Here is a 16,906-nt window from a genome sequence, read left to right as displayed (position 1 = left end):
TGTTCCTTAGTCCTGGCCGCGAACGGGGATCGTGCCGGCGATGAGGACGCCGCCTTTTTCCTCGTTGGTGGCGGGGCGGATCTGGCCGCGTTCGGGGACGAAGGTGATGGCTTCGTCTTTCTGGTCGGGGGCGTTGACGAAGGAGCGGAAGCGGCGGAGCCGTTCCGGGTCCTTGAGTGTTTCTGCCCATTCGTCCTGGTAGGTGTCGATGTGGCGGGCCATGGCGGTTTCGAGGTCGTTGGCGATACCGAGGGAGTCGTGGATGATGACGTCTTCGATGTGTTTTAGGCCGCCGTCGAGTTCTTCCTGCCAGCGGGCGGTGCGCTGGAGCCGGTCCGCCGTGCGGATGTAGTACATGAGGTAGCGGTCGATGTATTTGATGAGGGTGTCGTCGTCCAGGTCCTGGGCGAGGAGCTGGGCGTGGGCGGGCAGGAAGCCGCCGTTGCCGCCGACGTACAGGTTCCAGCCTTTGTCGGTGGCGATCACGCCGACGTCCTTGCCGCGGGCTTCGGCGCATTCGCGGGCGCAACCGGAGACGCCCATTTTGAGTTTGTGTGGGCTGCGCAGGCCGCGGTAGCGCATCTCCAGGTTGATGGCCATGGCGACGGCGTCCTGGACGCCGAAGCGGCACCAGGTCGAGCCCACGCAGGATTTCACGGTGCGCAGGCTCTTGCCGTACGCCTGGCCGGATTCGAAGCCGGCCTCGACGAGTTCCTTCCAGATCCCCGGGAGTTGTTCGAGGCGGGCGCCGAACATGTCGATCCGCTGCCCGCCGGTGATCTTCGTGTAGAGCCCGTATTTCTCGGCAACGCGGGCGATCACGCCCAGGCCCTGCGGGGTGATTTCGCCGCCGGCGATGCGCGGGACCACGGAGTAGGTGCCGTCCTTTTGCATGTTGGCCAGAGCGCGGTCGTTGGTGTCCTGCAGGGTGCCGCGACCCGCGCCCAGGACGTATTCGCTGTTCTGGCTGGCCAGGATGGAGGCGATGGTGGGTTTGCAGATGTCGCAGCCCGCGCCGGTGCCGTATTTGGCCCGGATGTTTTCGAAGGAGTCCAGTTCCAGGACGCGGATGGCGTCGAAGAGTTCCTGCCGGGAGAGCTCGAAGTGCTCGCATAGGGCCTTGGAGACCTCGATGCCGGACTTCTTCAGTTCCCCTTCGAGGAGTTTCTTGAGCATCGGCACGCACGAACCGCACTGCGTCCCGGCCCGGGTGCAGGTCTTCAGTTCGCCCAGTTCCCGGACGGGGGTGTTGCCTTCGCAGGAGCCGCACCCGTTGATCGCGTCGCGGATGTTCCCGGCGGGGACGTTGTTGCAGGAGCATAGGATCGCGTCGTCGGGCAGTTCGGTGTCGGGGGCGTCCCCGCCCCCGGCGGCGGTGAGGTAGGCGCCGGGCTCGGCGGGGAGTTCCCGGCCGAGCAGGGGACGCAGGCTCATGTAGGGGGTGGCGTCGCCGACGAAGATGCCGCCGAGCAGGGTCTTGGCGTCGTCGGTGGTGACGATTTTCTGGTAGACGCCCCGGGCCGGGTCCGCGTAGACGATTTCCAGGGAGTGCTCGGTCCTGGCGAAGGCGTCGCCGAAGCTGGCCACGTCCACGCCGGAGAGCTTGAGTTTGGTGGCGGTGTCGAAACCGGGGAACGTGGCTTGCCCGCCGTGCAGCCGGTCGGCCACGATCTCGGCCATGGTGTTCGCCGGCGCCACGAGCCCCAGGCACATGCCCTCGAAGTTCGCGACCTCACCGATGGCCCAGATGCCGGGGACCGGGGTGGCGCAGTGGTCGTTGATGACCACGCCACCCTTCTTGCCGAGTTCGAACAGCTGTTCTTTGCCATCGGTGAGGCCGTCCGCGTCGCCTTCCGCGTCGCGGAACAGTTCATCGCGGGGGCGGATGCCGATGGAGGCAATGACCATGTCGGCGGGGACGATGCGGCCGTCCTTCATGAGGACGCCGGTGACCTGGCCGTCGTCGGACAATACTTCGGCGGGGTAGGTTCCCGTAAGGACTTCCAGCCCCTTCGCAGTGACCAGTCGGCCCAATGCCTGGCCCGCGCCCTCATCCAGTTGGGCGTTCATGAGCCAGCGCGAACCGTTGATGACGGTGGCCTGGGCGCCCAACTCCATGGTGCCGGCCGCCGCTTCCAGACCGAGGAGGCCGCCACCAATGGTCACGGTCTTGACGGTCCGGCCGAGCTTCTCCGTAAGTTCGGCAATGGCCTTGTTGATGGCCCAGACGTCGTCGAGGGTGCGGTAGACGTGGGCGAGCTCGCCGCCGGGGAAGGGGAGCTGTGCCGCGTCCGAGCCGGTGGCCACTACCAGGTGGTCGTAGTCGTAGGTGTTGCCGGCCGCGGTCTCCACGGACTTGGCATCGGGGTTGATCTTGACCACCCGCTCGCCAGTGCGCAGGGAGATGGATTCGTGCTCCCACATGGACATGTCGCCCAAGGTGAGGTCATAGTCCACATCGGTCAGCGCCTTGCTCAGCGTGACCCGGTCATAGGGAACGTGTTCTTCCTCGGTCAGGACCGTGACGTGCCAGCCCTCGAGACCGCGGGTATGCATGGCATCGGCAAAACGGTGGGCCGCAGGGCCTCCGCCGGCGACAACAATACGGCGCTGGTTTTCTGGGGTGGAAGTGTGTCCGGTCACTGGTGGCCTTTCGCATACGCCGCAGAACGTGCTCCGCAACTTGTCACTTCAGACTACGGACGGGCAGTTTCTCTTCAGTTTCCCTTTTGTTTCGTGGTCTTAACTTCTGGGTCACGATTGGATGTCGGGACGTGTGAGGTCTCTTTTACGCACCGGACACATTGACTGCGTTCCGGTGAAACACTCCCCGCCTACCTTGAAGGTATGGCCGCTCGGCGGCCACGGCCTGAAAGGAAAGGGCAGCATTTGTCCGGCTGCAGGCATAGCGAGAGGGGTTGACATGACCGTCATTCTGGAACGGGAAGAACAACTGACGAGCGCACCGACCGCGTCCGGTTGGCACCGTGTATGCCCATTGGACGAGCTGGAACCGGCATGGGGCGAGGCAGCGTTGATTGACGGCGTGCAGGTGGCGCTCTTCCGCCTCGACGCGGACAATGTCTATGCGGTAGCCCAGCAGGACCCCGCAACCTTGGCTAACGTCATGGCCCGCGGCATCACCGGTTCCCGGGGATCACGCGCCACCATCGCCTCGCCGTTGCACAAGGAGGTCTACGACCTGCAGACCGGTGAGTGCTATTCCAACCCCGGGCTCCGGCTTCCGGTATTCAAGACCCGCATAGTTGATGGCTTCGTCGAAGTCGAACTCTAGGCTAGAGTCCCAGCGCTTCACGGACGTCGGCGAGTATGTGGTCCAAAGTGGTCCGCGCGGAGTGCCTGGTTTCTGAGAGTTCCGCCGCGGAACCGACCGATTTGATGACCTCCAAGTAACACTTGAGCTTTGGCTCGGTGCCACTGGGCCGGATGATGACGCGGCTTAGGTCCTTGGTCAGGTAGAGGAGGCCGTCCGTAGGCGGCAGCTGTTCGCTTCCTTCGGCCAAATCCACAAAGGTCTCGATGGCCGAACCGCCGAAGGACTCCGGCGGATCGGCCCGGAGCCGGTTCATCATGGCGTCCAGCAAACCAAGGTCAGCCACCCGGATGCTGAGCTGGTCGCTCGCATGCAGGCCGTGCACAAGGTAGATCTCGTCCAAGGTGTCGAAGATCGTCTTTCCCTCGGCCTTGGCCGCCGCCGCCAGTTCGGCGATGAGCAAGGAGGCGGAAATGCCATCCTTGTCCCTGACGAGTTCGGGCGCCACGCAGTAGCCCAAGGCTTCCTCGTAGCCGTACACAAGTCCCGGCACCCGGGAGATCCATTTGAATCCCGTCAACGTTTCCTCATGCGCGAAGCCTGCTGCCGCCGCGATCCGGGAAAGCAGCCGGGACGAGACGATTGAGTTCGCGAAAACGCCCCGGCTCGTGTCGCCTTGCCGGGTGTCCGCGGCGTGCCGGGCGACGACATGTGCTCCGAGCAGGGCGCCTACTTCGTCGCCCCGCAACATCCGCCAAGCACCAGTATCAGGGTCCTTTGCCGCTACAGCCGCGCGGTCGGCGTCGGGGTCGTTGGCCAGCACAATGTCGGCACCCGAACGCGCTGCGGCAGCCAAAGCCAGGTCGAGCGCGCCGGGTTCTTCCGGGTTGGGGAAACTGACCGTGGGAAAGTCCGGATCCGGTGTTGCTTGTTCTTCCACGAGCGAGACGTCCGTAAAGCCTGCCGCATTGAGTACCGACACCGCGGTCTCACCGCCCACGCCATGCATGGGGGTCAGGACGATCTTCAGCTCACGGGCCGGGAAGTTTTCGACGTCAGCCAGGCCGGCCATTGCGGCCTCATACTCGCCGGTGATGGAATCGGGCAGCTCAGTCCAGCCGGATTCGGCCAGTTCAATGGAAGCCAAAGGGCCCACGGCTTCGATGCTTGCGGCGATCTGCGAATCGTAGGGTGCCACGATCTGGGACCCCCGACCGCTTTCCTCCACGGTCCGGCCGCCGAGGTACACCTTGTATCCGTTGTCCTGCGGCGGATTGTGGCTCGCTGTGACCATGACGCCGCCGTCGCAATCAAGGGACCGGACCGCGTAAGCCAGCAGTGGGGTGGGAAGCGCTGAAGGCATCAGGAAGGTGTCGATTCCTGCGGCAGTGAAGATGGCGGCAGACTCTAGTGCGAAGACATCCGAGTTGTGCCTCGCGTCATAGCCGACGACGGCGCGCGGCCGCGTTCCGGGGGAAGCCGCCTCAACGGCGTCCTTGAGGAAGGCCGCCAAACCTGCCGCTGCCCGCCTGACCACCACGCGGTTCATCCTGTTGGGACCAGGACCGAGGGCTGCCCGGAGTCCCGCGGTACCGAACTGCAGCGTTCCACTGAAGCTGTCTTCAAGCTGTTGACGGGCTGCAGCGACGCCGCTGGAGGCGAGTCCGGTCAGTTCGGCCAGTGCCGCCGCAGTGATCGGGTCCGGGTCCTGGGCAGCCCACTCGCCGGCGTCGGATATCAGCTTTTCAAATTCGGCATCGCTCGATGTCATAGGGATAAAGCTATCGTCAAAGAGTATGAATGCGGAGGTCACCGGCTATGTCAGCCGTCACAGTGCGGTGTCCGCCCCACCCAACTGACTCGCAGTAGTTGTCGTTTTGAGGCGTCTAAACGACAACTAGTGCGAGTCAGTTGGGCTGCAGAGTGTCAGGTGTGCATCCGTGTGCTGCTGAGCTTGAAGTTCGCCGCGCCTCCCGCGCTGAAGGCTGCCGCACGCGTGTCGCCCCACTGCGGGAAGAAGATGTCCGAGATGACAGTCGATCCGTCTTGTGTGAAGACTTCCACGGACGAGGAATCCAGAAGGATACGGAGATGGACCTCGCCGTCCTTCATGGGCACGGAAGCTTGGTGGTAGGGGCTGAATTTCGGCGAGAAATTTGAGGTTCCGGCTGCCGAGCGGTCCACTTTGAGAGTCTGCGTTGCGCGGTTGTACGAGATGCGGAGGCCTGCCTTCCCGTCCGCGGAAGCCCGCAGTACAATGCCTGCGTCCGCGGAGCCCGCAACGTCCATTTCGGCGTCGATCAGCTGGGTTCGGGATCCAAAGTCGCTGCCGAGGGACTCCGTGGAGTCAGTGACGGTGAGGTTTTCGCCATGTACTTCACTGGTCTTTGCGTCCGTGAGCGCATCCGTGGCAGCCTGGGCAATGGTGGAATGGAGCTCGAAGCGGCGTCCCGTGTCTACGAGCGTGAGTTGGCGGGGGATGGCCATGGATCCGCGCCACGGGGTGCTCGGTACGGACTGCGCATAGTCCCAATTCCCCATCCAGCCGAGCAACACCGGCTTTCCGCCGGGAGCCGCGGTGATGGTGTTGGCAGCGTAGAAGTCCGCTCCATGGTCCAGCCATTGCGAGTCCGTCAGCGGGTCACCCGGTTTTGCCGCTTTTTCTGCCGTGAACCGGGTGCCGTCGAAATCGCCCACGAAGTACTGCATGCCGGAGCCTCCCGCGATGCCGCCGGGGTTGATGCTCAGGATCATGACCCACTTCTTCAGTCCATTGCCGCCATCGACGTCCATCTGGAGCAGCTCGGGAACTTCCCAGAGACCGCCTTGGGCGCCTACCCCCGAGAAATCGCTGAGGAAGTTCCAGTGCAGCAAGTCCGTGGATTTGAAGAGTTTCACTACTTGGGCGTCAGCGACCACCGTGGTCATGACCCAATATTTGCCGGGCTCGTACCAGGTGATCTTGGGATCCCGGAAGTTGTTCGACGCCGGCTTCAGGCTGAGCACCGGATTGCCTTTGTACTTGGTCCAGGACGTCCCGTGGTCCAGGCTGTAGGCCACGGACTGGGCCTGGCTACCCTTGGGCAGAGCCCCGCCGTCGCCGTATGAGCTGGTGTAGAGGGCAACCAGCGGTGGGTTTTGAGCGGTGCCCAGGCCGGAGGCGTTGTTGGTATCCGGAACGATGGCGCCGGAAAAGATTTCCTCGCTGGCGGAGCCTTCCATGGCTACCGGCTGTTGGGTCCAGTGCACCAGATCGGTGCTGGTGGAGTGGCCCCACGACATATCTCCCCAGAAGTTGCCGTGCGGATTGTGCTGGTAGAACGCGTGATAGGTGCCGTTTTCGTAGACAAGCCCGTTGGGATCATTGATCCAGTTTTGCGATGCCGTCAGGTGCGCGGCGGGCCGCCACGGATCCGATTCGGACGGCGCCGGGGCAGAAGTTCCGACGGCGGGCGGCGGGTTCCCGGCGGACGGTGAGGCGTCCGGCGTCGGGGTGCAGGAACTCGCGAACATTGCCAGGACGACGGCGACGACGGCGAGTACCGCCCTTCGGGCGGGCCGGAACGGGCGTTGGGGAGAGTGGAGCATGGGACTTCCTGGGTTGTGGAGCGGGGCGCCCGGGGTGAACCGGACGCCCCATGTTTGCCGGGCAGGCAGCAAATCCCCTGCCTGCCCGGCGGGTTTTGACTGTGGCCTACTTGTAGAGGCCTTCCCCGCCGACGCGGACGTTGGTGGGGAGGTAGCCGAACGGGCCGAGGCCGTTCTTGCCGAAGCTGCGGTCAACCTGCGTGATTCCACCGGCGAAGTTGATCTTTACCGTGGGGGAGAGGGAACCTCCACGGACTCCGTCAACGTTGTCGATGAAGGACTGCACCAGGCCGCCGGGCTGCACGTAGTGCGAGTAGGCCTGGAACTGACGGCCGTTCTGCTGTGCCGACTGGGTGCCGCTCGGGTTGTTCGCCGGCAGGTTCAGGTCGGTCGGCGAGCCGAGCGCGAGGCCCGAGTTGTTCACGGGCTGGAAGTCCGAACGGACACCGTTGCCAACAAAGCCGTAGACGCCGTCGGGACCACGCATGCCATCGGCGTAGGTGAACTGGTGGCTGATGGTGAACAGGTAGTACTTGTTCTGGCCGTTTTCATTCTGGATGAAGATCTGCGGGCGCTCGGTCTGGTCGTTGACGCAGTTGGCGGACAGGATCGGCGGCAGGAAGTGCCACTGGGTCAAGTCTTTGTTGTCTGCGACAGCCAGGCCGACGCTCGCGGTCTGGAACCACGAGCCCGTGGTGGTGTTCACTGTATTGGTGTTTTCGGCGTGCGGATCACCAGGCCGGTAGCCAAGGTCGGCGTCCGTGCACTTGTAGTCGCCGCGGTTTCCGGCGGTGTTGCCCTCGAAGACCATATACGTCTTGCCCGGGTGGGCCGGGTCTTCGAAGGTGTACGGGTCACGGAAGGCAAAGCCGGCGTTCTGGGCCTTGGTCTGGTACAGCTTGCCGTCCGGTTCGAGCAGCTTCGTGTGCTGGAACCCGTCGAAGGTCACACCGTTCTGGTCGGCGTGGATGTTGCCCAAAGCCTTGGCGATGACCGCGTCCGGAGCGATGCCGCCGCCGCCCGCGTTGCGCTCTGCACGGTCGTAGAACGTGGTGGCCGTGTAGAACACGTTGACGTGGTCGCCCTGCATGAGGCGCGTGGAACCGGACCATTCGGTGTTGCCGATGGAGGTGTTGTCCAGGAACAAGTGTCCGCCATAGTTCCACTTGTCCTTCGCGGGGTCTGCGTTGGTCTTGCGGAAGAAATAGCCGATGCGGGCGTTCCAGTGGCGCTGGTCGAAGCCGTAGCCTGCGTGGCGGTCGGCGACGAGGGAGAAGATGACGTCCCAGCCCTTGTAGCTGATCTGGTTGGCGTTCTGGTCCGTCAGGGACCACGTGTCCCAGACCCAGACGTCGTCGTTCATCGCCGGGAAGTCCTTGGGGATTTCCGGCATGGTGACGTTGGGGCTCATGGAGTTCTGGCCGGGGGCCACGTTCGGGTTGCTCTGGGCCATGACCTGCTTGGCATCCGCCCGCGTCCACTTGGACGTGAAGGCTGCTGCGGGATCAAAGGCTTCCTGTGTGTGGACCGTCGGCAGCGGGAATCCCGGCGTGGGGGCCGGCATCGTGGTGGCCGGCTTGTCGGCAGGCAGGTTTGCCTGCGCTGCCGGGGATGCCATGAGCACCGTAGCGGCCACGCTGGCAGCGGCCGCAAAAGCGGCTGCCGACCGCAGACGGCGGCGTGGCCTGTTGGGGTTTGAGTGAGATTTCATGCTTGCTCTTCTCGCGGAGGTTGGACTACGTGGAATGGGCGCAAGCCCTGGTCCGAACTCCGGCGTTCCCGGTAACACCGATGGCGTCGTCAGGAACGCCATCGTGTCGGGTGGATGGGGGATTCTTAGGAAGCCCCCATCCTTCGGTCCGGCACGTCGACTTGCCGGGACCGTTCAAAGCTTGACGTGCGCTGAATGCGGCTGCAACTCGTGTTTCGAGCGCCGTTCCCGGCCTCCGGCCGCATGTCAGACATATGTGCGCAAGCGTTTACATTTTTACACCGCGCGCGTGCCATGGAAAGTGTGGCGGGTCAAATGTTTCTGAATAAATCTGATTTATTTTTAAAGCTCACGCGTCATTAACGCGGGGGCGAATTGACTTGACAGGCGTTGGAAAATTGTCGTGGCGACGTCTGACGGGTGTCGCATGCTGCGTGCTGCGAGGTCGGCTGGATCGGGGGCGTGAACCCACCGGCAACCCTGAGCCCCTCCTACCATCTCGCTTCGGTGGCGTCGCATCGGATTTTGCCCAATCATTCGAATGGACAAACTAAGACACTCCGGAATCTCGCGGCCGCAGCCTGAGAGGGACGGAATGATCCAGCAGAATCCGACGTGGGTCTGGCGGAACGCGCCCCCGGGCTCGTTCTTGCGGCCCAATGTCCAGGTTTGCTATCTGATGCGGGATGCAAAACTGCCCGCGCCGGGGTCCGGCGCGGGCAGTTCGGTTGTTCGTGGGCGGCGCTAATTGGCCTTCGTGGAGCGGGTTCGCACGAGGGCGGTGACGCCCGCGGCCAGCCCGATGAGCCCGGCGGCCAGGCCGAACCAGCCGGCCGTGGATCCGGCGTCACTGGATGTGGTCGATGCCGCAGCTGACGGAGCCGGGGTCACGGGCGGGGAGGATGTGGGAGCCGCCGATGCGTCGGCGTCACTGGCCGTGGTCACGAACGAGGGAGCCGGGTGCTCCGGCTCAGGCTGTCCTTCAACGGTTTTCTCGTCCCACTTCACTACCGTGCCGTCGGTGTACGTCTGGATCGCTGGCAGGGTGATGGTGGTGCCGGCATCGGGCAGGACACCTACGGAGATCGAGAACGCCTGGTATTCGTCCTGCCCGATCTGGTGCGCTGCGTCCGCGGTCCAAACCACCGAACTGACCGCCTTGGTCACTGTTGCCCCTGCGACCGTGACGGGTTTGGGCAGGATGGTCGTGACGAGCTCGGCCGTCCAGCCCTCGACCGGTTTCACCGACACCGAGTTGAACGGCGTGTCGGCCGGGAGCGAGACTTCGAGTTTGTTGGTCTTGGCCGTCGGGGACTCGTTGGGGACGTTGAAAGTCAGGTGGGTGTAGCCGCCCGCTGCGGGGTCGTCGGGATTGACGTTGACGTGTGCGGAGGCGGCTGAGACGCCGAAGGCGAGCAGCCCGGCGGCCATCGTGGCGGCGCAGGCAGTCTTGAGGGTACGGCGGCGGGAGGTCTTCATGGCAATGATGCCCCTTCACAAAGGAAAAGCGGTGAGGGACCGGGCCGGACGTGTGTCCGGGCCGGCGAAGGCAGCGGGTCGCCGCCTGTCCCTGCCCGTAGGTGAAAGGGGAGAGTCTCAGGCGGCGGACACCAAAGCCGGCGGGCCACGCCGGGAGGGAAGGCGAAGGCCGGGAAGGGCACGAGGACGCACGTCCGGGGCCGGGCAAGGGGTGGGGGCGCGAAGTGGTTGGACCGCTGTTGGAGCGGGCAGTTGGACCAACGGGCGCAGCCACGCCGCCAGGGCCCATAGTGCTTGTTCGCCGCGCGCAAGCACCAGCGCCGTGCCCAGGGTAGCGACTGTGTGTGCCGCGAGCATTTGCCAGTCGCTTGCCGCGGCGGGGGTCGAGGCGATGGCGCTCACGGTTTCCGAGGCTGGCGCCAAGGGAACATGTCCGGCATGCCCGGACTGCACCGGCCCTGTGGAGGAAGCCCCGGACAGCGCGCAGAACGCCCAGTGAAGGCAGAGCTGCCCGGCCCCCAGCAGCCCTGCGAAGACGGGCAGCGACAGGCGGGTGCGCGTCAGGATGGCGACGGGGAGGATTGTCAGGGCGCAGAGCGCCGTCAGAATGGCTGGTGCCGGGAGGGTTCCGCCGCCGGCCAAGTGCCCACCCGCGGCGAACCCCAGAATGGTTGAACCGATCAGGCCCGTTCGCAAAAACCGGAAAGGCGCGGATGTCATGATCGGCGGTCCTTTCCGGGTCGAGCACTACGGCGGAGAATCACTCAAATTCTACTGTGCTACGAACTCCGGAGGAGCCGGGGAGCCTTGGCTCCCCGCGGCTCCTCGATCAAAGTTTGGCGATGATGTCCGCAAGGAGGCGCGAAATGCGTGCGCCCGCCGTCTGGCCTGCCTCGATGACTTCCTGGTGGCTCAGCGGTACCGGGCTGATGCCTGCGGCCAGGTTGGTCACCAGTGAGATGCCGAAGACCTCCATGCCCGCGTGCCGGGCGGCGATGGCTTCCAAAGCAGTGGACATGCCCACCAAATCCGCGCCGATTCGCTTGGCGTATTGGACCTCGGCCGGAGTTTCGTAGTGCGGGCCGGTGAACTGGGCGTAGACGCCTTCGTCGAGCGTGGGATCCACTTCGCGGGCCAGGCCGCGGATGCGGGAGGAGTACAGGTCCGTGAGGTCGACGAACGTGGCGCCTTCAAGGGGAGAAGCCGCCGTCAGGTTGATGTGGTCACTGATCAGCACGGGTGTGCCGGGGGTCCAGGATTCGTTCAGGCCGCCGCAACCGTTGGTCACCACCAGGGTCTTGCATCCGGCTGCCGCGGCCGTGCGCACGCCGTGGACTACTGCGCGGACGCCCTTGCCTTCGTAGTAGTGGGTACGCGCGCCCAGGACGAGGGCCCGCTTGCCCTCCTTCGTCAGGACCGAGCGGATGGTGCCCACATGCCCCTCAACGGCAGGAGCGTGGAAGCCGGGAACTTCCGACGCCGTGAGGGTCGCCGTCGTTTCCCCTATGAGATCAGCAGCCGCGCCCCAGCCTGAGCCGAGCACGAGCGCGACGTCGTGGGATTCGATGCCGGTCTCCGCCGCGATGTAGTCGGCCGCAGCTTTGGCGGCCTCGAATGGGTCTGTGTTCATCAGCTCTGTGTTACTCACTGGTACAAACTACAGTGCCGCGCGCGCTGTTGAACAGGGCACTGGTGGGGACGGCAAGGGCCCCTGGAGGAGTTCTCAGGTGGGGCTTAGTGGCGGGTCCGTCGGCATTAAGTGAGAATTGAACATTGTGACCATGCATCCTGACTTCAGCTCACCACGAATCGCGATCCTGGGCGGAGGTCCAGGCGGATATGAAGCGGCCATGGTCGCGGCGCACCTGGGAGCGCGGGTAACCCTCATCGAGCGCGCCGGGCTCGGCGGCTCAGCCGTCCTCACCGACGTCGTACCCTCCAAAACCCTGATAGCGACGGCGGATCTCATGACCCGCGTCGGCGAGGCGGGGGAGCTGGGAGTCAAGTTCGCCGTCGACGGCAGCGATGTGGCGCCGGGGATGCGCGCTGACCTGGGCCACATCAACGACCGGGTCATGCACCTCGCGCGGGAGCAGTCGGACGACATCCGGGTGGCCCTTGAGCACCTTGGCGTGGAGATGCTGATGGGCTCCGGAAAGCTCCTGGACAACCACACCATCGAGGTCATCACCTCGGACGGCATCAAGACGATTACGGCCGACGCAATTCTTCTCGCCGTCGGCGCCCACCCCCGCGAACTGCCGACGGCGAAGCCTGACGGTGAGCGCATCCTGAACTGGGCACAGATCTACAACCTCGAGGAACTTCCGGAAGACCTGATCGTCGTCGGTTCCGGCGTGACCGGCGCCGAATTCGCTTCGGCCTACAACGGCCTTGGCTCGAACGTCACGCTCATTTCGAGCCGCGACCAGGTGCTGCCGGGTTCGGATACGGACGCCGCCCAGGTCCTTGAAGGTGTCTTCAAGCGCCGCGGCGTGCGCGTATTGTCCCGCTCACGCGCGGAGGCCGTTGAAAGGACCGACGCCGGCGTGAAGGTGACGCTCGGCGACGGCAGCACCGTCTCGGGCAGCCACTGCCTCGTCTGTGTCGGCTCCATCCCCAACACGGCCGGAATCGGGCTGGAAGAGGCAGGCGTCGCTGTCACGGAGTCCGGCCACATCAAGGTCGACGGCGTTTCCCGCACCACCGCGCCGAACATCTACGCCGCTGGCGACTGCACCGGGATCTTGGCCCTCGCCTCGGTCGCGGCCATGCAGGGCCGCATTGCTGTTGCGCACTTCCTGGGCGACGCGGTCATGCCGATCAAGCTCCACCAAGTGGCCTCCAACATTTTCACTTCACCGGAAATCGCCTCTGTGGGCGTCTCCGAGGCCGACCTCGAATCCGGCAAGTACCAGGGCGACGTCGTCATGCTCTCCCTGCTGAGCAACGCCCGCGCCAAGATGCGCAACTCCAAGGACGGCTTCGTCAAGATCATCGCGCGTAAGGGCTCGGGCACCGTGATCGGCGGCGTCGTCGTCGGACCGAACGCTTCCGAACTCATCTTCCCGATTGCCGTTGCCGTGAAACAGAAACTGCACGTCGACGACCTCGCGAGCACCTTTACCGTGTACCCCTCGCTGACCGGATCCATCTCCGAAGCGGCGCGACGGTTGCACGTGCATATGTAGGCTTTGCAGCCGGTTGCCTAACGCCCTAGAAGCCCACTCAGCCTGTCCAGTGATTCAGGGTGCGCGGCGATCTCCACATTGCCTTCGTCCGTCAACACGGTCATTGCCTCGATTCCATAGACCTGGATGTACTTACGGTCCTTGCCGCTGACTTTTCGGCGCCCAGGTAGCAGACCCTGGACCTTGATCGTCGTCGCCCGTCCTGACGGCTCCAGGGTGTCGTACACCGCTGGCTGGAAATGGATAGACCCGGCGCTGGGGGTCGCGATACCTTGGTTCCAGATGCTGCTGAGCGAGCCGGGCCGGGAGCCCGGGTAGCGGATGTAGGCCATGATTTGGCCGTTATCTTCGAGACGGGCTTTGGTCTTACGGCTTCGCCGTATTCCGAAGACCGCAAGAAGCCAGTAGCCCAATGTCCACACAAAGGCGGTGATAGCGGAGTCCGCTAGGCTGTGCCGTCCAACTGCCATCCAAACAGCTGTGGCGAACACAAAGAAAAGAACATAGCCGATGGCCATGGCAAGATATGGGTGCTGCCGGGCCCATTCCTTCATGGGCCAATACTAGGTAAGCGCGTCACCCTGCAACAGGGTCACGATGACTCTTGGTCAAGGTCCGCGGAACTGCATACCTTGCCTCAGGTGAAACCTCCGTCTATCGGCGTGGTTGGGCGCACTGCGTTTGCTAGCGTCGAGCACATGCCTTCTATCTACCCGCCCAAATTTCGTAGCGGTGACTTGGTGCGGGTGGTCGCGCCCGCATTGAGCCGCGCTGTGGTCACGGAGCACGACAACACCAGCCACATCGAGAGGCGTTTCGCCGAAATGGGGTTGCGACTTTCCTTCGGGGAGCACGTCGACGAAATGGATGGGCTTCTTACGTCGTCGGTGCAGTCGCGAGTTGACGATCTTCATGCCGCCTTCTCGGATCAGGAAGTAGCGGGAATCCTGACGGTAATCGGCGGATTCAGCAGCAACGAGTTGCTGCGTTGCTCTTCTTGGAGGATGACTTCGAAAGCCACCCGGCCACATTTGCGAGGGACCTTGCGTCGCTTTTGCAGACGCCTGAGGCAGCGGGCATACGGGGTCTGGTGATAGGTCGCTTTCAGGAGGCAAGCCGAATGACGAGGGAACTGCTGGCGTTGATCGTGGCCAAACAACCCGTTCTTGTAGGCTTGCCGGTGCTCGCCAATGCCGATTTCGGCCACACCTCGCCTATCTTCACGTTCCCGATCGGCGGTGAGGCCGAAGTTTCTGTCGGTGACTCGAGCGCGTTGAGGATCACTCGCCACTGACAACGGCGAATATTGCCGCCGGACTCCCTCGCGGTAGATTTCGCGGCGACGACCGGCCTGAACGACGACGATGACGAGTCGGCCGTCGTCGATCTGGTAGAGCATCCGATAATCTCCCGTTCGGACGCGCCCCTCGACCCGCCCTGCCAGCTTCTTGGCGCCGGGGGGGCGGAGTCTCGGCCAGCAACTCGATGGCTGCTTGGACTCGACGGCGGCCCTCGGGCGGAAGCTTGCGCGACGGCCCGGATGTCTTCAAGTTCTTCCGCGGCTTCGCGAAGGCGCTCCAGCTCGGCGGAATCAATCACTGCCGCGACCCGAATTCCGCGGCGGGTCAGGAATACCGGCTCGCGCTCGCGGTGTGCCGTGTCCACAATGGTTGCCAGATGGTTCCGGGCTTCGGTAATGGCGATATCGGTCGTGGGCTCGATAGTACGGAAAGTGCAGCAAAATGTACGTTGCGTACAGAACTGTCCATAACGTGTGGTGCGTTCCCGATCGTAAGCGGGTTATTTTGTCGGTGCCTGCTGGCAGAGTATTGCCATGGAAGCGATCGGACATCTCACCAGCCGCCAGGGCGCTGTGCCCGGCGGGGTGCGGGCGCCGCGGATGGTGGCTGCGGCTGGTCACGCGCCAGGGCTGCGCGGGCTCGCTCCGCTGGATCCGCGCGAGGACCGCTTGGGCGCTCACGGCTGCGGTGACGGTGGTCCGCAGCGGGTTCTGGAGGGTGCTCTTGGAGCGTTGCGGTCGCTGGCGCGGACCGCGGTGGACGACGTCGGGCCGCTGGGGTTGCAGGACTCGGCCGCGTTTGCCTCCGGCGTGGAGGAACTCTCCCGCACCCTGGACTACTTGCAGCTCGTCGCCGCGGGGCAGTTGCACCGGATCCGGCAGCAGGAGCCGACCGCCGGGACCGGCTGGACGACGGGCTGGGGAGCCGAAGCCCGCGCGGGCGGTTCCAGCGATGGTCCCCGCAGCCCAGAAACTGAAGGTGGAGCAGCCGGTGACAGGGCCGACGCCGAGGGCGGCGGGCTCGCTGCCGGTGACGCACTCGCCGCGGTCCGGGAGTTCCGGAACACCGGCGAGCACCTGCGCTCGCTGCTGCGGATCGGCGCGGCGGAGGCCCGGCGCCGCCTTGCCCTGGCGGAGGACCTGCTGCCGGGCCGCTCGCTCACGGGGCAACGGATCGAGCCGCGGTATGGGGAAGTGGCCGCGGCCCTGGCCTGTGGGAGCATCGCGTCCCGGCCGGCCACCACCATCACCATGGCTCTGGAACGCGTCCGGCCCCTGTGCAGTCCCGAGACGGCCGCGGACATGGAACACGCGCTGACCATGACAGCGGTCGAGAACGACGCCGATTTCCTGGCCAGGATCGCCCGCCGCTGGACCGACGCGATCGACCAGGACGGTGCCGAGCCCAGCGAAGAAGCCCTGCGCCACCTCCAGGGCGCTTTCCTCCGGAAACCCAAACACGGGCTGCAGCATGTGGAAATCTTCGCCACCCAGGACCAGTACGAGCACCTGCTCACCGTGATGAACACCGCCACCAATCCCCGGACGCGCACGTCCGGGGAGCCCGGATCCGGGGACCACGCGGTGGACGCGAGCGGCGGGAGCGGGGCGGCAAACGCTCCGGCAGACGGTCGGACAGATGGTCTGCCGGGTGGTTCAGGTGATGATGCCGCGTCTCTGGACCGCCGCACGAGGGCGCAGAAACTCCTGGACGGATTGCTGGGCGCCTGCAAGATTGCCCTCGCCACCGGGGCGATGCCCGCGGCCGGAGGCCAGCGGCCCCAGATCATGGCCACCATCGATCACCGGGACCTCCTGACGCCGCTGAAAGAAGCCGGGCAACTCACGTTCCTCGGGCAATCTGGACAACCCGGGCGCTCCGGCGGATCGCGACGCGGCACGGGGAGCTTTACGTTCAGCGGTCCGGTCCCTGCGGCCACGTTACGGAAAATCGCCTGCGACGCCGACATCGTTCCCGTGGTCCTCGGTGGTGAAGGGCAGGTGTTGGATATCGGCCGGTCCTCCAGGATCTTCCCGGCCCACATCCGTAAAGCAATTACCGCCCGGGACAAAGGCTGCGCGTTTCCTTCGTGCACGATGCCGGCTCCGTGGTGCGAAGCCCACCACATCACCTATTGGTCGCAGGGTGGAAGTACCAGCACCGACAATGGCGTCTTGCTCTGCAGCTTATGCCGATGTCGGCATAAGCTGCATAGTGGGTATCCGGTTAGCTCAGGTATTCTGGGTAAATGTCGAGACCGGATTTTCCGCGGACGATTCTGGAGTTCCAGTCGCGGTTTGGCGACGAGAAGGCGTGTCTGGACTATCTGCTTGAGTGCCGCTGGCCGGAGGGCTACGTGTGT

General features: G+C 64.6%; 12 protein-coding genes and 3 pseudogenes. 6 read left to right on the top strand and 9 right to left on the bottom strand.

Annotated features, from left to right (window positions below; all coding sequences use genetic code 11):
- Positions 1-6 precede the first annotated feature (6 nt).
- Complete coding sequence (gene nirB / locus AB4Z38_RS03800) at positions 7-2,643, bottom strand: nitrite reductase large subunit NirB (protein WP_441428477.1); 2,637 nt, start codon at positions 2,641-2,643, stop codon at positions 7-9.
- Between the two features lie 280 nt (positions 2,644-2,923).
- Between nirB and nirD the strand changes: the two genes are divergently transcribed.
- Entirely contained in the window at positions 2,924-3,295 is a 372-nt protein-coding gene (nirD, locus tag AB4Z38_RS03795; protein WP_441428476.1) for a nitrite reductase small subunit NirD, read from the top strand.
- Between the two features lies 1 nt (position 3,296).
- Here nirD and AB4Z38_RS03790 read toward each other — a convergent pair whose 3' ends face one another.
- The 6 genes from AB4Z38_RS03790 to AB4Z38_RS03765 all read right to left on the bottom strand — a co-directional run bounded on the left by AB4Z38_RS03790 (position 3,297) and on the right by AB4Z38_RS03765 (position 11,682).
- Positions 3,297-5,045 carry a phospho-sugar mutase gene (locus AB4Z38_RS03790; protein ID WP_441428475.1) on the bottom strand — a complete coding sequence of 583 codons (1,749 nt, stop codon included), beginning with the start codon at positions 5,043-5,045 and terminating at the stop codon, positions 3,297-3,299.
- A gap of 155 nt (positions 5,046-5,200) precedes the next feature.
- Positions 5,201-6,862 carry a glycoside hydrolase family 32 protein gene (locus AB4Z38_RS03785; RefSeq protein WP_441428474.1) on the bottom strand — a complete coding sequence of 554 codons (1,662 nt, stop codon included), beginning with the start codon at positions 6,860-6,862 and terminating at the stop codon, positions 5,201-5,203.
- Between the two features lie 106 nt (positions 6,863-6,968).
- Positions 6,969-8,573, bottom strand: coding sequence for a glycoside hydrolase family 68 protein (locus tag AB4Z38_RS03780; RefSeq protein ID WP_441428473.1), 1,605 nt, complete (start codon positions 8,571-8,573; stop codon positions 6,969-6,971).
- A 744-nt stretch (positions 8,574-9,317) separates the two neighbouring features.
- Positions 9,318-10,052 (bottom strand): YcnI family copper-binding membrane protein, encoded by a 735-nt coding sequence (locus tag AB4Z38_RS03775; RefSeq protein ID WP_441428472.1) that lies wholly within the window; start codon positions 10,050-10,052, stop codon positions 9,318-9,320.
- 117 nt (positions 10,053-10,169) lie between these two features.
- Complete coding sequence (locus tag AB4Z38_RS03770; protein ID WP_441428471.1) at positions 10,170-10,772, bottom strand: hypothetical protein; 603 nt, start codon at positions 10,770-10,772, stop codon at positions 10,170-10,172.
- Between the two features lie 109 nt (positions 10,773-10,881).
- Positions 10,882-11,682, bottom strand: a complete 801-nt coding sequence (locus tag AB4Z38_RS03765) for a purine-nucleoside phosphorylase (protein WP_441428470.1) — start codon at positions 11,680-11,682, stop codon at positions 10,882-10,884.
- 145 nt (positions 11,683-11,827) lie between these two features.
- Here AB4Z38_RS03765 and AB4Z38_RS03760 point away from each other — a divergent pair, with 145 nt between their 5' ends.
- Positions 11,828-13,243 (top strand): NAD(P)H-quinone dehydrogenase, encoded by a 1,416-nt coding sequence (locus AB4Z38_RS03760; RefSeq protein ID WP_441428469.1) that lies wholly within the window; start codon positions 11,828-11,830, stop codon positions 13,241-13,243.
- A 17-nt stretch (positions 13,244-13,260) separates the two neighbouring features.
- On the opposite strand, the gene AB4Z38_RS03755 is transcribed toward AB4Z38_RS03760, so the two are convergent.
- The gene (locus AB4Z38_RS03755) at positions 13,261-13,797 is read right to left on the bottom strand and encodes a hypothetical protein (protein WP_441428468.1); all 537 of its coding nucleotides are present in this window, start codon (positions 13,795-13,797) and stop codon (positions 13,261-13,263) included.
- A gap of 144 nt (positions 13,798-13,941) precedes the next feature.
- Between AB4Z38_RS03755 and AB4Z38_RS03750 the strand changes: the two genes are divergently transcribed.
- Entirely contained in the window at positions 13,942-14,337 is a 396-nt protein-coding gene (locus AB4Z38_RS03750; protein WP_441428467.1) for an LD-carboxypeptidase, read from the top strand.
- Positions 14,232-14,537: a hypothetical protein gene (locus tag AB4Z38_RS03745; RefSeq protein ID WP_441428466.1), complete on the top strand. Its 306-nt coding sequence runs from the start codon at positions 14,232-14,234 to the stop codon at positions 14,535-14,537. Before AB4Z38_RS03750 ends, AB4Z38_RS03745 begins: the two co-directional genes overlap by 106 nt.
- Before the next feature lie 266 nt (positions 14,538-14,803).
- On the opposite strand, the pseudogene AB4Z38_RS03740 reads toward AB4Z38_RS03745, so the two are convergent.
- Positions 14,804-14,941: pseudogene (locus AB4Z38_RS03740) on the bottom strand (type II toxin-antitoxin system prevent-host-death family antitoxin); the annotation flags it as partial.
- A 136-nt stretch (positions 14,942-15,077) separates the two neighbouring features.
- On the opposite strand from AB4Z38_RS03740, the pseudogene AB4Z38_RS03735 reads away from it, so the two are divergent.
- Together AB4Z38_RS03735 and AB4Z38_RS03730 are read left to right on the top strand one after the other, a co-directional pair.
- Positions 15,078-16,700: pseudogene (locus AB4Z38_RS03735) on the top strand (DUF222 domain-containing protein); the annotation flags it as partial.
- A 92-nt stretch (positions 16,701-16,792) separates the two neighbouring features.
- Positions 16,793-16,906, top strand: a pseudogene (locus AB4Z38_RS03730) (IS1595-like element ISAbc1 family transposase); the annotation flags it as partial.

Source organism: Arthrobacter sp. 2RAF6 (assembly GCF_052115205.1).
In the GTDB taxonomy this organism is placed as follows: Bacteria; Actinomycetota; Actinomycetes; order Actinomycetales; family Micrococcaceae; genus Arthrobacter.
Note: the sequence above shows the minus strand (reverse complement) of the source record. Positions and strands in the feature narration are given on the sequence as shown.